We start from the raw sequence: 15,063 nt of genomic DNA, 5'->3' as shown, positions 1-15,063 counted from the left end.
CCGGAAACCTTCGGGGCCTTTTCTTTTTGTCATGCTGAGAGTTCGTCGAAGCATTCCAGCGCCTTGGCCGCGTACATCATGGCTGGGCCACCGCCCATCTGGATCGCCATGGCCAACACGTCGGACACTTCTTCCCGTGTCGCACCGGCCTTGATCAAAGCTTCGGTATGCAGGGTGATGCAGGGTTCGCAGCGCAGGCTGATCGACATGCCCAACGCAATGAGTTCCTTCGTCTTGTAGTCGAGCGTCCCGCCCTCTTTGACGGCTTTGCCAAGCGCTCCGAATGCGCGCGTGGTATCGGGGATGGATCCGTTCAGATTTCGCAAACTCTTTCGTGTCGCCGAGAGTTTTTCTTGCCATGCCATTGCTGAGTGCCCTTCTTCATATTTTTCAACTGGAATATGAAGAGGGGTGCAGCTGTTTGACTTTGATCTCGATCAGACGTCAGGGCGCTCGGCAATGAATGCAAGATTGTTGGCAGGCATTTCGACCGGTGCCAACGCGTGCAGGCCAACGTTTTTGAACAGGTCCAGAATGTCCTCGTCGTTTTTGTAACCGATTTCGGGGTCTTGTTGAAACAAAGCCTCATGAAAGCGAACATCCCCGTCACTGGTGAGTAGGCCCGAGCGTTTGAACGGGCCGTACAAGATGAACCGCCCCTTTGGTGACAGGGATTGGGCGACTTCCGAAACGAGGGTTCTGGTTTCCTGCCAACTGATCAAGTGAATCAAGTTTATCAAAACGATCAGATCCTGGCCGTCAAACCGCCTGTGCCAGCCTGATATCGTTGCATCCAGTTCTGCGACCGGCGTGACATTTGGCAGGTTTCGGGTATAGGCGTCGATACTCACGCGCCGCTCTGGGTCAACTTCCGAAGGCTGCCACGTCAGCCCGGGCAGCGCTTCGGCGAAGGTCCTGACATGCTGACCAGTTCCGCTTGCGATTTCCAATGCCTGGCCCCGGGACGGGCCCCATACTTGCAGCAGTGCACACAGGGCGTCCGTGTTCCGGGATGCTGCCGGGGCCACCAGCTTGCCATCTTCAGACGCATTGGCGACGCTTGCAGAAGAGGGGAGGCTGCGTTTGATCATCGTTTCAGCCTGTCAGGGGTCAACATGCCTACTATGTCAGGTTCCAACTCTGGCGTGTTTCCAACAACAAGATCGCTCAACAGTTGCGAGGCCGCTGGTGAGGTTTGAAAGCCATACCCGCCCTGACCGCCACACCAGACAAACGAAGGGTCCAGCGGGTCGCGCCCAAGCACCAAGGTCCCATCCGGGGCAAAACTGCGCAAACCTGCCCAATTCGTTTCCACCCTTGTGACAGGTTCGGTCATCAGCTCTTCATACCGCGCCAGCCCCTCTGCCAGCACCATATCATCTGCATAGGCATCCTGCGGCGGAACCGGATCGGCTTCGGAGGGTGAGACCAGAAGCTTGCCCGCATCCGGTTTGGCGTACCATGTTTCGCCAGCGCCCAGCATCATCGGCCAGACAGAAACGTCATGCCCTCCGGGGGCGGGCAGACGCGCCATTGACCGACGACGGGGTATGATGCCGATACCGGGCAGCCCTGCAAGCTGCGCAACCTCATCCACCCAGGCACCGGCTGCGTTGACCAGAATGCGGGCTTCAAAGATCTCATTGGCCTCGACCACCCAGTGCTTTTCTTTTCGAATGCCGGTGACTTTGCTTTTCGTCGAAACCGTTCCTCCGTTTTGCCGGATGGTCCGGGCGAAATCCTGCAACAGGCGATCTGTATCGATGTCAAAGGCCGCTTCGCTGATGGCTGCAAACCCGACCTTGTCCGGGTTCAGGATCGGAACTCGCGATATCGCCTGATCCATCGGTATCTTCACCACGTTCAGATCGGCGCGATCGGCTTCGAAAACGTCGGGCTGGACAATTGCTCCGACCAGCATCAATCCGCGCGGTGTCAGGTAACCGCCATTCTGCGTATGAAGAAAGGCAGCCCCCGCTTTGTTCAGGGCGACGACCGAGGGAGGCCCATAGCTTTTTTCGAACAACGCCGCCGACCGGCCCGATGCGTGATAGCCCAGGGCGTCTTCGGCTTCGAGAACCACCACAGTTCCGTGTTGCGACAGGCGCGCACCGGCGCTCAGCCCGGCGATTCCGCCGCCGATGACTAGGAAATCAATCATGACTTGCGATCCGTTCGAAACGGATATGCAATGGGTTTCTTGAACTCCATGCTGACCCTAATGCTCCTTATTCGCCACGCGTTTGGGTTTTCAGACTATAAGCAGCCTTGAAATCGTGCTTCAACCCGGTCAAAGAAGTATCAAAATAAACAGGAGGGTAAGGTGACCGCAGCAGACCTTCATCCAATGGCCACGGGGCATATTCCCGGATACGTTGTCGCAGCTGACGGAAGCGATTACCTTTTCTCCGCCATGGTCGTTTTTTTCGTCGTTCTGGTGGTGTTGATCGGTGTCGGATACCTGACACTTCATTCGGTTCCTGAAAAAATGGCCCACGAAAACAATCACCCGCAATTCCAATTGGTGGGTATTCTGGCGCTGCTGGCACTGTTCACACATAATGGGCTTTTCTGGATTGCCGCCATTCTGGTCGCGGGGTTCCAGTTTCCGGATTTTGCCACCCCGCTTAGAAATATTGCCGATGCCATTCGTTCTCTTGGTCCGTCTCCTGTTCCGCAGACAGTGCCTGAAACAACGGTACCGGCATCGCCGGAGTCCGAAGCCAGCGATACGCAGGAGCACACCACATGATCGAGACCATGCTCTGCGCCCTGGTAACTGTGCTGCCCGACTATCTGTTCCGCCGGTTCGTTCAGGGTAAGCGGATCGGTCACGAGATTACCTTGTTTACCATGTGGTACGAATTGCGTTGGGGTTTGACCACCTGTGCCATTCTGGCGCTGACCGTGATCACCACGCTGTTCTATTTTCATCCGGCCAGTAAAACCGCGGCATCCTATTTCCGAACAGTGACCATTCTGCCGCAATTGGGTGGCCGTGTTTCCGAGGTTTTCGTCAAGAACAACGAACTGGTAACCGCTGGGCAACCGATTTTCCGGATCGAGGACTTCAGCCAGACTGCACAGGTTCAGGCGGCAAATGCGCAGATTGCACAGGTGCAGGCCTCACTTAAGGTTGCGGAAACCGATTTGGCCGAGGCCGAAGCTGGAATTGCAGGTGCCAAGGCAGCGCTTGCCCAGTCTCTGGAGGATCTTGAGCGCAACACAACCCTGCGAGATGAGGGGTCAAGCGCGGTAAGGCTGGCCGAGATTGAGAGGCTGGAAAACCTTGTTGCCCAGCGAGAGGCCCAGGTTCTTGCAGCGGAATCCAAACGTGCTGCGGTTGAGCAGCAGATTGAAGAACTGATCCCCGCGCAGCTGGCAAGTGCCATTGCGCAACTGGATGCTGCGCAGACCGAATTGGACAAAACCGTAATCATAGCGGGCGTCACGGGGCGGGTCGAACAGTTCGGCCTTCAGGTCGGTGATTACGTAAGCCCGCTGTTGCGCCCTGCTGGTGTTCTAGTGCCATCGCACACCGGACATGACCGCTTTCAGGCCGCTTTCAGCCAGCTGTCTGCCCAGGTGATCAAGCCGGGCATGATTGGCGAATTGGGCTGCATGACCAAGCCATTCACCGTGATCCCCACCGTGGTGGTCGAGGTGCAGGATGTCATTCCTTCCGGCCAGATCCGTCCATCGGATGAATTGCGGGATGTGCAGACCAACAATAATCCGGGCTCGATTCTGGTTTATATGGAGCCGCTGTACAAAGGTATGGCCGATGACATTCCACCGGGCAGCAATTGTCTGGCCAATGTCTACACAGACAATCACGAGCGGTTGGAGCACGAAGATCTGGGCTTTTGGGAGGCGGCCTTCCTGCACGTGGTCGACACGATCGGCGTGGTGCATGCAGCGGGTCTGCGCCTGCGTTTGATCCTGATGCCGGTGAACACTCTGGTTTTGACCGGGCATTGATCTGATCTTGGCAATCCGAACGCGAAGGGCCCGGCAAGTTTCGCCGGGCCCTTTGGTTTCTTACAGCGCTGCTTTGAACAGCTGAGTCAGGTTGTCTTTCGTCAACTCAATCGGATTTCCACCGCATGAAGGATCGATGATCGCGCCGTCGACAAGCTCTGGGATTGAAGCCTCGGTCACACCTAGGTCGGACAGAGTGCGGGGGATGCCAAGGCTGTCGTTGAAATCCTGCACGAAGGCGCGGAAACCATCGAAGCCGCCGTCGATGCCCAGATATGCCGCGGCTTGCTGGAACCGGTCTGCAATGGCGGGGGCGTTGAAGTCCAGCACAGCGGGCATGCAGACCGCGTTCGTGGTGCCGTGATGGGTGTTGAATACTGCACCAATTGGGTGGCTCAACGCATGGATCGCGCCAAGACCCTTCTGGAAAGCCGTTGCACCCATGGCAGCGGCGCTCATCATTTGGGCGCGGGCCTCGATATCGGTGCCGTCAGCATAAGCGCGCGGCAAGTACTCCTTCACCAGCCGCATCCCTTCCAGCGCGATGCCCTGGCTCATCGGGTGATAATGCGGGCTCGAGAAGGCTTCGACGCAATGCGCAAAGGCGTCCAGGCCTGTTCCTGCCGTGATGAACCTGGGCATTCCGACGGTCAGATCCGGGTCGCAAATCACCACGGTCGGCAGAACCTTGGGATGAAATATGATCTTCTTGGCATGGGTCTCGGAATTGGTGATGACGCTCGCGCGGCCCACTTCCGATCCTGTCCCTGCGGTGGTCGGAACGGCAATGATTGGCGCGATAACGTCGGCGTCGGCTCGCGTCCACCAGTCGCCGATATCCTCGAAATCCCAAACCGGGCGCGTCTGACCGGCCATGAAGGCGACCATCTTGCCCAGATCCAGCCCCGAGCCGCCGCCAAAGGCGATCACCCCATCATGGCCACCTGCGTTATAGGCCGCAACGCCGGCTTCCAGGTTCTTCTCATTCGGGTTGGGGTCCACATCGCTGAACACCCCGCGGCCCAAACCGGCGGCCTCCATGATATCCAGTGTCGCGCTGGTGATGGGCAGATCGGCCAGCCCCTTGTCCGTGACCAGCAAGGGTTTCTTCATTCCGGCGGCGGCGCAGGCTTCGGGCAATTCCCTGATGCGCCCGGCTCCGAATTTGATGGCGGTCGGATAGGACCAGTTTCCAACAAGTGTCATGTCAGGTTTCCTTTGCAAAAAAAGGCCTGCTTCGGCGAGGGGGTGGGTCCGAAGCAGGCCGTCGTCCTTAGCCCGTTACCTTTTTGAGGTGGTAGGATTTGGGACGTGTCAGGTTGTGATATCCAATCACGGACAGACCGCCGCCACGCCCGGTATTCTTGCAGCCCGTCCAGCACAGGCCAGGGTCCAGATAGTCGGCGCGGTTCATGAACACAGTGCCCGTTTCAATCCGGTCACCCACCCGCACCGCACGATCCACATCGCGGGTCCACAGGCTGGCAGTCAGGCCAAACTCACTGTCATTCATCAATGCGATGGCCTCTTCGTCGGATGACACTTTCATGATGCCCACCACTGGCCCAAAGCTTTCGTCCCGCATCACGCGCATGTCATGGGTGACATTGGTCAGGATTTGCGGTGTCAGATACGCGCCGCCATCGTCTTCTGCGAAGGTGTCGATATGCGCGACCGCGCCGGATGCAACCGCCTCGGCGATCTGGGCTCGCACCTCATCGGCAAACCGCACATTGGCCATCGGGCCAATCGTTGTCTCGGCGTCCAGCGGGTTGCCCAGCTTGTAGCCCTGCACGATGCCCACTGCCTTGGTGACAAAGTCGTCATAGAGGCTTTCGTGGACATAGATCCGCTCGATCCCGCAACAGCACTGGCCCGAGTTGAACATGGCCCCGTCGATCAGCGTCTCGACCGCCGCATCCAGATCGGCGTCGTCCATGACATAGCCGGGGTCCTTGCCCCCCAGTTCAGTGCCGACGCCGGTAAACGTGCCGGCCGCGGCACGTTCCATCGCCTGACCGCCGCCGACTGATCCGGTGAAGTTCACGAAATCAAAGGCATTGCCCGCGATCAGATCGTTGGTCACGTCATGGCTCAGGAACACATTCTGGAACACGTCCTCGGGCACTCCTGCCGAATGGAACGCCTTTGCCATGCGCTCGCCCACCAGCAAGGTCTGTGTCGCGTGTTTCAGGACGACCGTGTTGCCCGCGATAAGCGCCGGTGCGACCGTGTTGATCGCCGTCATGTAAGGATAGTTCCAGGGTGCCACCACAAAGACCACCCCATGCGGGATGCGCTTGATATAACGCTTAAACGTCGCATCCTCGCCCACGGCGATATCTGCCAGAGACGTCTCTGCAATCTTCGCCATGTGGCTTGCGCGTTCGTTGAACCCACCGAATTCACCACCATAACGCACCGGGCGACCCATCATATGGGCCAGTTCGGGCACGATCTCATCGTTCATGGCGCCAACGGCGGCCACGCCAGCCATCACAAGATCAATCCGCTCCTGCAACGGACGGGCCGCCCAGTCCGCCTGAGCAGCCCGAGCGCGGGCCGCGGCCCCGAAAGCGGCCTCTCGCGACAACACTTCACGTTCGGCAAAAACCGATCCGTCGATCGGCGAGACACATTTCAATATCTGCCCCATTTTTACTCCATTTCCGAAAGAAACAGGAACCCTGCTTCATCTGGCCAAAAATATCCCGGGGGTCTGGGGGCAGAGCCCCCAGCACGACCCGACTTCACGCCCGCTCGAACCCGCGGGCGATTTCCCAATCCGTGACCACGCGTTCGAATTCCTCGATCTCGACCTCCGCGGCACGGGTATAGTGGTCGACGACGTCATCTCCCATGGCCGCCCGCAACATGACCGAACCATGCAGCGCATCCCGCGCCGCACGAAGGTTGCCCGGGATCATGGCAGTCTCACCCTGATAAACGTCGCCCTTGGTCGGCGGTTGCAGATCCAGCCCTTCCTCGATGCCCGCGATCCCTGCCGCCAGCATGCCGGCCATCGCCAGATAGGGGTTCATATCTGAGCCCGGAATCCGGCACTCGACACGTACGGCCTTGGTGCCGTCACCGCACAGGCGGAACCCGGCAGTGCGGTTGTCCACGGACCAGATGATCCGCGTTGGCGCGAAGGTACCTTTCATGAAGCGTTTGTAACTGTTGATGTAGGGCGCCATGAAATAGGTATAATCAGGGGCATATTTCAGCAAACCGGCCATATAGCTTTTCATCAGCGCCGACATGCCCAAATCATCCCCAGCGTCATAGAAGGCAGGCTGTCCATCCGCCCACAGTGACTGGTGCACATGGGACGAACTGCCCACCTTATCGTGATGCCATTTCGGCAGGAAGGTCGCCGCATGACCATGTTGCCATGCGATCTCTTTCACAGCGTTCTTGGCGATCGAGTGATACTCGGCTGTTTCCATCGCGGGTGCGTATTTGATGTTAAGCTCTTCCTGTCCGGTCTCGGCCTCACCTTTGGAGTTCTCAACCGGAATACCCGCATCCCACAGATGGTTGCGGATCGGGCGCATCACATGTTCTTCCTTGGTGGTCTGAAGGATGTGATAGTCTTCGTTATAGCCCGAGATCGGCTCCAGATCGCGGAACCCTTCCTTGCGGATCTGGTCAAAGCTTTTCTCGAACAGGAAAAACTCAAGCTCGGTCGCCGTCATGGCGTCATAGCCCATGGCTTTCAAACGGTTGACCTGCTTTTTCAGGATTGAACGCGGCGCGTGCGGCACTTCCTCATGGGTGTGATGATCCAGCACATCACACATCACCATCGCCGTGCCCTCAAGCCACGGCACCGGGCGCAGGGTGCTGAGGTCCGGTTTCATGACATAATCGCCATAGCCCCGTTCCCAACTGGTCGAGGCATAGCCATCAGGTGTTGCCATCTCCAGATCGGTGGCCAGCAGGTAGTTGCAGCAATGGGTCTCTTCCCATGCGCCTGCCACGAAATGGCCCGCGTGAAAGCGTTTGCCCATCAACCGGCCCTGCATGTCCACCATGCAGACCAAAACCGTATCAACCGAACCTTCGGATACCTGCGTTTTCAGATGTTCGAACGTGAGCATGTGCCACCTTTGTCTTTGCCGAAATCCATCATCGGCCATTCGTCCTGTTTGACCCGCCCCATGCAAGGGGCGGGTCGCCTGGCCAATTCTTAGCCGTAGCGGTACGGCCGTCCAGCCTTGAGCATGTCGGCGTTGTACTGTTTGAAGATTTCAACAACCTTCGCCTTGGTTTCAGATTCGGCTGCGATCTCGTCCCAGAAGGCAACGGCCGCGGCTTCGACGGTTGCCCATTCTTCGTCCGGGATCGACGTCAGCTGCATCTTGTCTCCGTTGACGCGCAGGCTGGCTTCGCCGCCCCAGTACCACCACTGACGATAATAGTGTGACTGATCGGTGCAAACGCGGAACAGGGTCTGCAAATCTTTGGGCAGCTCGTTCCAGCGATCCATGTTGGCAAAGAACGAACCGGCCCAGGCGCCCGAGATGTTGTTGGTCAGGAAGTAATTGGTCACATCCGCCCAGCCGACAGTGTAGTCTTCGGTGATGCCGGACCACGCGATGCCGTCCAGCTCGCCGGTTTGAACCGCGACTTCGATGTCTTCCCAGGGCAGGGTGACCGGCACAACGCCGAACTGAGACAGGAAGCGGCCCGCGGTCGGGAAGGTAAACACACGTTTGCCCTGAAGGTCCGCCAGGCTGTTGATCGGGTCCTTCGTTGCAAAGTGGCACGGATCCCAGGCACCGGCCGAGATGTGTTTCACACCGACTTTCGAGTATTCCTCGTCCCAGATCTCGTTCAGCCCGTACTGGTTGAACAGAACCGGCACGTCCAGCGAATAGCGCGAGGCAAAGGGGAAATAGCCGCCGAACACGGTGACCTCGGTGGGTGACGCCATCGAGTCATCATCCGACTGAACGGCATCAATCGTGCCGCGCTGCATGGCGCGGAACAGCTCGCCCGTGGGAACCAGCTGGTCGGCATAGAACAGCTCGATCTGCATCCGGTCGCCGGCGATCGTGTTGAACATCTTGATGGCCGGGTCGATCACGTGTTCGGCCAACGCCGGGCCGGCATAGGTCTGCATCCGCCATCTGATGGTCGATTGCGCCAGTGCAGGCGTCGCCAGAGCAGCGGCGGGAGCGGCCGCAGCACCTTTCAGAAATGTACGTCTGTTCGTCATTCTCTCTCTCCGTTGGTCAGTTTCGATTGTGCGGGGATTGCCCGCGAAGCCCCGGTTTGATCCGGGATCATTTGTTGTAGATGTATTCAGGCAGCCACAGCGCGATCTGCGGGAATGTCATGATGATCGCCAGCGCCAGCGTCATCACCATCACGAAGGGCAGGATTGACCCGTAGATGTCGCGCAGCGAAATCTCTGGCGGCGCCATCGCACGCATCAGGAACAGGTTGTAACCGAAGGGCGGTGTCATATAGGCGATCTGGGTCGTGATCGTGTACAGAACCCCATACCAGATCAGGTCGAATCCCATTGCCCCCACGAGTGGCACGTACAAAGGCGCGACGATCACCAGCATGGCCGTGTCGTCCAGAAACGTGCCCATCAGAATAAAGCTGAGCTGCATCAAGATCAGGATCACCCACGGGTTCAGGCCCAGACGTTCGGTAAACAGGTTCTCGATTGCCCGAACGGCACCCAACCCGTCGAATACAGCGCCAAAGGCAAGCGCAGCCAGGATGATCCACATGAACATACAGGTGATGCCCAGCGTTGACCGCACAGACGTCTCGAAAACCTCACGTGTCATGCGTCCCTTGAGGATGGCTGCGGCGAACGCGGTCAAGGCACCGATGGCCGAGCTTTCGACCAGTGAGGTCCAGCCGTTGACGAAGGGCACCATCATCGCGGCGAAAATACCCAAAGGCAGAAGGCCCGCGCGCAGCAGGCGCATTTTTTCTGCCATTGATACGTCGCGTTCCGCTGCTGACAGAGCAGGCCCCAGGGCCGGGTTGATGCGGCAGCGGATCACGATATACAGGATGAACATTGCGGCCATCATCAGTCCGGGAAGCAGCCCGGCAAGCCACAGCTGCCCAACCGGCTGGCGCGCGATCATCGCGTAAAGAACCAGCACGACGGAGGGTGGCACGAGGATGCCCAGTGATGATCCGGCTTGTATCACCCCGGTCACCATCTTCTTGTCATAGCCACGTTTCAGCAGCTCAGGCAGCGCAATGGTCGCGCCAATGGCCATGCCTGCGACACTCAACCCGTTCATGGCCGAAATCAGTACCATGAGACCAATCGTGCCAATCGCGAGACCGCCGTTCAGGCCGCCCATCCAAACGTGGAACATCTTGTACAGATCGTCTGCGATTTTGGACTCGGCCAGTACGTAACCCATGAAAATGAACATCGGCAGCGTCAGCAGCGGGTACCATTTCATCAGCTTCATGGCAGCTGAAAAGCCGATGTCATATCCGCCACGATCCCCCCACAGGAACAGGGCGGCCATCACGGCAACAAAACCAATCGCGCCGAATACGCGCTGTCCGGTCAGCAGCATCAGCATCATGGTCGAAAACATCAGGATGGCGATCAGTTCGTAAGACATCAGATCACCTCGCGCGGGATGTCATCGCCCTTGAGGCGCAAAATATCTTTGAAGAGTTCCGAGATGGCCTGAAGCAGCATCAGGAACAGACCCACGACCATGATGACCTTGATTGGCCACAGATAGGGACGCCACGCGGTCGGGCTGCGTTCACCATATTGCAGCGAATAGCTCAGCGAGTCGTAGCCGCCATAGATCATCACGCCCAGATAGATGATCAGGAAAAAGACGGTGATCGCATCCGTCCATGCCCGACGACGGTCGGACCATTCGCCATACAGCAGGTCCATGCGGACGTTGGACCCCATCTGGATCGAATAAGGGCCGCCCAGAATGTAATAGGCGACCATTGCGAACTGGGCCATTTCCAGTGTCCATAACGACGGCAGGAAGAAGGTTTTCGAAATCGAGGACCAGAGCAGGATGCCCATCATGACGAAGATGCCGTACATGACGAAGCGTCCGATCCAGCGGTTCGTGCGGTCAATGACCGCTACATATCCCCGCATGAATTTCATCCCGATACCTCTGCTCTCATGGTTTCGCCTCGGCGTGCGAAAACGCGGTGATGACCGATTGCAGAATTGGCGTCAGCAATCCTGCAACGCGGTTTACACCTTCTGGCGAGTCGATCAGATCATTCCGGACTTCGATCATCACATTCGGAAGCCCGCGCCTGACCGCGTGTTCGCGCAACGTGTGTGTGACGCCATCCGTGGCCGAGTAGGGCTCGTTCAATGCCACGCGCAACCCCGAGCCATCTGCGTGCCGCAGCATCAGTTGTGCGGCGCGGTCGTCTTCGTCATGAAGAATGCCCAGCTCAACCGTTCGGGGGTGCCCCTTATAGACGGGCGTGAAGCTGTGGATTGTGAAAACAACTGGTGGTTCCGGTCGTGCATCCAAAGTCGTCGAAACCAGCTGTTTGAACGGTTCATACACATCGCGCACCCTTTGTGCACGTTGAGCGCCTGTCAGGTTCATATTTCCGGGAACGGAAAACACTTCGCTGACCTGCGGCGTGGCGTCTTCACGATCGGGCGGGCGGTTGCAATCATAGACAAGGCGGCTGACGCGCGAATGGACCAGCGGCGCATCCAGTGCGCCCATCAGTTCCACTGACAGATCCAACGCGCCGATGTCCCACGCGGCATGAGAGGATGCGGCTGCCTCATCCAGACCTAATCCGTCAAGAGCCTCAGGAATAAACCGGCTTGCATGTTCGCAGATCAGAACAGCAGGTGCACGACCGTGCGCATTTAGCACACAGGCAGCCGGAGCCTCTGCCGGCTGAAGCAATGATGACTCGGTCTCGTGAAGCATAAGTAGCATTTGTTACAGCAAGTTCTTACCTGTCAAGAAAATTTCTGTAGACAAAGTTACAAACAAACATATCCTGTAACAAATTTAAGAAACGAGAGTGCTAATGGCCACCGTTGCCAAACTTGTCAAACAGCGGATTCAGGATGAACTGGACGATCTGACACGGTCTGAACGTCAGTTGGCCTCGGTCCTGTTGCAGGATTATCCGATGGCCGGTTTGCAATCGATCACCAAGCTGGCCGCCGCGGCGCAGGTTTCGACCCCGACCGTCATTCGCATGGCGCGCAAGCTTGGGTTTGACGGGTTCCCCGACTTGCAGGATGCGCTGCGCGAAGAGGTTGCGGCGCAGATAAAAAAGCCGATCTCGAAACGGGACGCCTGGGTTGTGGATGATGAGGCGGAACATCCGACAACGCGCTTTGCGCAAGCGGTATGGACCAACATGCGCCACACGCTGGAACGTCTGGACAAAGAGATGTTCGATACCGTTGCGCATCTTTTGGCCGAGACAGAGCGCCATCTTTACGTCGTTGGCGGCCGCATCACCCGGTCAAACGCGGATTACCTGTTCAATCACATGCAGATCATCCGGCCCAATGTGACGATGCTGGGCAATTCGGCGAATGTCTGGCCGCAATACCTGCTGGATATGGATGAATCATCCGTTCTGGTGATTTTCGACATCCGCCGTTACGAGGCGCATCTGGAGAAGCTGGCACAGGTTGCCTCGGGCCGGGGCGTCACCGTTGTGCTGTTTACGGATCAATGGGGGTCACCGATCGGAAAGACCGCCAATTATTCTTTCCACGCATTGGTCGAGGCACCATCCAGTTGGGATTCGACCATTGCATTGCAGTTGATCTCGGAAACGCTGATTGCAGAAGTGCAGGAGGCACGATGGGAAGAAAGCAAGGAACGGATCGAAGAACTGGAGCGGTTCTTTTCCTCGACCCGGATATTTCGCAATCAGGACTGACGGGCCGGTGTCGGGCCGGGCAGTATCGGAAAAATAGCGCCACTAAATTTGCCACTTCCGGCTTGACGATCCCGAAAGCATGACTTAACCAGCGCAGACCATTTGCGGGTATAGCTTAATGGTAAAGCCCCTGCCTTCCAAGCAGGCTATGTCGGTTCGATTCCGTCTACCCGCTCCACTCCTTCCCTGAAATTCTGCGTCAAATGGCCCTTTCGACCTGCCGATTGTGGTTGTGATGCTTGACCATACTTGACTGTACCTCCAAGAAAGCGGTCACTCAGTACCGATCAGGACACAAGGGCCAGACATGGCAAGACAAGCCGCCAGCAAGCCAACGCATACCGCCGCGCCCGGAGCCTCCGAGGAACGCGCGCGTTCAAAGAAGATTGGGGTTCTGGCCTCGCTTTGGCCGTTCATGAAACCCTACAAGTTCCTGATGATCGGCGCGACGCTGGCGTTGATTCTGACGGCGAGCATGACCCTGACGTTGCCACTGGCAGTACGGCGCGTCGTCGACAATTTCCGCATTCAGGATGGAGAGCTTCTGGATTGGTATTTTCTGGCCGCGCTCGGCATTGCCGCTGTTCTGGCCGTGGGCACCGGTATCAGATACGCGCTTGTGACCCGTCTGGGCGAACGGGTGGTGGCCGATATCCGCAAGGCGGTGTTTGATCGGGTCATCGGCATGAGCCCGGAATTCTACGAACGCATCATGACCGGAGAGGTGCTAAGCCGGATCACCACCGATACGACGCTGATCCAATCGGTCCTCGGCTCGTCAGTGTCCATTGCCCTGAGAAACATACTGTTGTTCGTCGGCGGGCTGGTTCTGATGCTGCTGACATCCGCCAAGCTGACCGGGCTGGTATTGTTGCTGATCCCGGTGGTCATCGTGCCTATCCTCGTACTTGGCCGCCGCCTGCGCGTGATCAGCCGCGAGAATCAGGACTGGATCGCGGCCTCGTCCGGCAACGCCGGTGAGGCATTGAGCGCGGTGCAGACCGTTCAGGCTTTTTCTCATGAACAGGCCAGCCGCCAGCAGTTCAGTGAGATGATCGAGACATCCTACCGCGTGTCGCTGCGCCGCATACAGACCCGCGCGGTTCTGACGGTGATCGTGATCTTCCTGGTTTTCTCGGGTATCGTTGGTGTTCTGTGGATGGGTGCCAACGACGTGCGAAATGGCGTGATGACCGAAGGCGTTCTGATCCAGTTCGTCATCTATTCGATCATCATGGCGGGCTCGGTCGCGGCCCTGTCCGAAATCTGGAGCGAACTTCAGCGCGCCGCAGGTGCCACCGAACGTCTGGTCGAGCTGCTTCATGCAGAAGATACTGTCACTGACCCCGCCAATCCCAAAGCGCTGCCCAAAGACGTTCAGGGCGAAATCCGGTTTGAAGACGTCAGCTTCCGCTATCCGGCGCGCCCCGATACGATTGCACTGGATCATCTCTCGCTTTTGGTGAAACCCGGCGAGACGGTCGCATTCGTCGGGCCATCGGGGGCGGGAAAAACAACCGTGATTCAACTGATCCAGCGCTTCTATGATCCAAACTCGGGCCGCGTGACGCTGGACGGTCTTGATCTGCGCGACCTCGACCGGTCAGACTTTCGCCGCCACATGGCTTTGGTGCCCCAGGACCCTGTGATCTTTGCTGCATCCGCTCGGGAAAACATCCGCTTTGGCCGTCTGGACGCCTCGGATGCAGAAGTCGAGGCCGCCGCCCGGGCCGCTGCCGCGCATGACTTTATCGCGGCCTTGCCCCAAGGATATGACAGCTTTGTCGGCGAACGCGGTGTCATGCTGTCCGGCGGGCAGAAGCAGCGTATTGCCATTGCCCGTGCAATCCTGCGCGACGCGCCGGTTCTGCTGCTGGACGAGGCGACTTCGGCGCTGGATGCGGAAAGTGAACGCGCAGTGCAGGGCGCGGTGGACAAGATGCGTGCCGGGCGCACGACCCTGATCGTCGCGCACAGATTGGCAACCGTAAAGAAAGCCGACCGCATCGTTGTGCTGGAGGAAGGCCGCATCGTGGCACAAGGCCGCCACGAGGATCTGGTGTCTCAGGACGGGCTGTATGCACGCCTTGCACGGTTGCAGTTCACCGATGGTGTCGCCGCAGAATAAGAGTGACGCTCCGGCACTTGCACATTCGCCGTAGCGTCATT

The 15,063-nt window shown here is 58.1% G+C and carries 14 protein-coding genes and 1 tRNA gene; 5 read left to right on the top strand and 10 right to left on the bottom strand.

Annotated elements, in window-relative coordinates; all coding sequences use genetic code 11:
• Positions 1–29: 29 nt before the first annotated feature.
• From NOR97_RS11470 to NOR97_RS11460, 3 genes are all read right to left on the bottom strand, one after another.
• Positions 30–365, bottom strand: a complete 336-nt coding sequence (locus NOR97_RS11470) for a carboxymuconolactone decarboxylase family protein (RefSeq protein WP_170343582.1) — start codon at positions 363–365, stop codon at positions 30–32.
• Positions 366–437: 72 nt separating this feature from the next.
• Positions 438–1,091 (bottom strand): class I SAM-dependent methyltransferase, encoded by a 654-nt coding sequence (locus NOR97_RS11465; RefSeq protein ID WP_257599169.1) that lies wholly within the window; start codon positions 1,089–1,091, stop codon positions 438–440.
• The gene (locus tag NOR97_RS11460) at positions 1,088–2,161 is read right to left on the bottom strand and encodes an FAD-binding oxidoreductase (RefSeq protein WP_257599168.1); all 1,074 of its coding nucleotides are present in this window, start codon (positions 2,159–2,161) and stop codon (positions 1,088–1,090) included. The genes NOR97_RS11465 and NOR97_RS11460 overlap by 4 nt, the downstream gene beginning before the upstream one ends.
• Positions 2,162–2,323: 162 nt before the next feature.
• Between NOR97_RS11460 and NOR97_RS11455 the strand changes: the two genes are divergently transcribed.
• Both NOR97_RS11455 and NOR97_RS11450 read left to right on the top strand, forming a co-directional pair.
• Positions 2,324–2,752: a hypothetical protein gene (locus NOR97_RS11455; protein ID WP_257599167.1), complete on the top strand. Its 429-nt coding sequence runs from the start codon at positions 2,324–2,326 to the stop codon at positions 2,750–2,752.
• A complete protein-coding gene (locus tag NOR97_RS11450) occupies positions 2,749–3,981 on the top strand; it encodes an HlyD family secretion protein (protein ID WP_170343585.1) in 1,233 nt (410 codons plus the stop codon). Before NOR97_RS11455 ends, NOR97_RS11450 begins: the two co-directional genes overlap by 4 nt.
• A 60-nt stretch (positions 3,982–4,041) precedes the next feature.
• Here the strand turns inward: NOR97_RS11450 and NOR97_RS11445 are convergent, their stop codons facing one another.
• The 7 genes from NOR97_RS11445 to NOR97_RS11415 all read right to left on the bottom strand — a co-directional run bounded on the left by NOR97_RS11445 (position 4,042) and on the right by NOR97_RS11415 (position 11,861).
• On the bottom strand, positions 4,042–5,187 hold the full coding sequence (locus NOR97_RS11445) for an iron-containing alcohol dehydrogenase (RefSeq protein ID WP_257599166.1): 1,146 nt from the start codon (positions 5,185–5,187) through the stop codon (positions 4,042–4,044).
• Between the two features lie 67 nt (positions 5,188–5,254).
• Positions 5,255–6,637 (bottom strand): aldehyde dehydrogenase family protein, encoded by a 1,383-nt coding sequence (locus NOR97_RS11440; protein ID WP_257599165.1) that lies wholly within the window; start codon positions 6,635–6,637, stop codon positions 5,255–5,257.
• Positions 6,638–6,731: 94 nt separating this feature from the next.
• Positions 6,732–8,084, bottom strand: coding sequence for a glutamine synthetase family protein (locus NOR97_RS11435; protein WP_170343588.1), 1,353 nt, complete (start codon positions 8,082–8,084; stop codon positions 6,732–6,734).
• 89 nt (positions 8,085–8,173) lie between these two features.
• Complete coding sequence (locus tag NOR97_RS11430) at positions 8,174–9,205, bottom strand: TRAP transporter substrate-binding protein (protein WP_257599164.1); 1,032 nt, start codon at positions 9,203–9,205, stop codon at positions 8,174–8,176.
• 67 nt (positions 9,206–9,272) lie between these two features.
• Positions 9,273–10,598, bottom strand: a complete 1,326-nt coding sequence (locus tag NOR97_RS11425) for a TRAP transporter large permease subunit (protein ID WP_257599163.1) — start codon at positions 10,596–10,598, stop codon at positions 9,273–9,275.
• A complete protein-coding gene (locus NOR97_RS11420; RefSeq protein WP_257599162.1) occupies positions 10,598–11,116 on the bottom strand; it encodes a TRAP transporter small permease subunit in 519 nt (172 codons plus the stop codon). The genes NOR97_RS11425 and NOR97_RS11420 overlap by 1 nt, the downstream gene beginning before the upstream one ends.
• A 16-nt stretch (positions 11,117–11,132) precedes the next feature.
• Positions 11,133–11,861 carry an N-formylglutamate amidohydrolase gene (locus NOR97_RS11415; RefSeq protein ID WP_257599161.1) on the bottom strand — a complete coding sequence of 243 codons (729 nt, stop codon included), beginning with the start codon at positions 11,859–11,861 and terminating at the stop codon, positions 11,133–11,135.
• 160 nt (positions 11,862–12,021) lie between these two features.
• Here NOR97_RS11415 and NOR97_RS11410 point away from each other — a divergent pair, with 160 nt between their 5' ends.
• From NOR97_RS11410 to NOR97_RS11400, 3 genes are all read left to right on the top strand, one after another.
• The gene (locus tag NOR97_RS11410; RefSeq protein ID WP_170343593.1) at positions 12,022–12,894 is read left to right on the top strand and encodes a MurR/RpiR family transcriptional regulator; all 873 of its coding nucleotides are present in this window, start codon (positions 12,022–12,024) and stop codon (positions 12,892–12,894) included.
• Positions 12,895–12,998: 104 nt separating this feature from the next.
• Positions 12,999–13,072, top strand: a tRNA-Gly gene (locus NOR97_RS11405).
• 129 nt (positions 13,073–13,201) lie between these two features.
• Positions 13,202–15,022, top strand: coding sequence for an ABC transporter transmembrane domain-containing protein (locus tag NOR97_RS11400; protein ID WP_257599160.1), 1,821 nt, complete (start codon positions 13,202–13,204; stop codon positions 15,020–15,022).
• Positions 15,023–15,063: the final 41 nt, after the last annotated feature.

The organism is Ruegeria sp. YS9, from assembly GCF_024628725.1.
GTDB lineage: Bacteria > Pseudomonadota > Alphaproteobacteria > Rhodobacterales > Rhodobacteraceae > Ruegeria > Ruegeria atlantica_C.
Note: the sequence above shows the minus strand (reverse complement) of the source record. Positions and strands in the feature narration are given on the sequence as shown.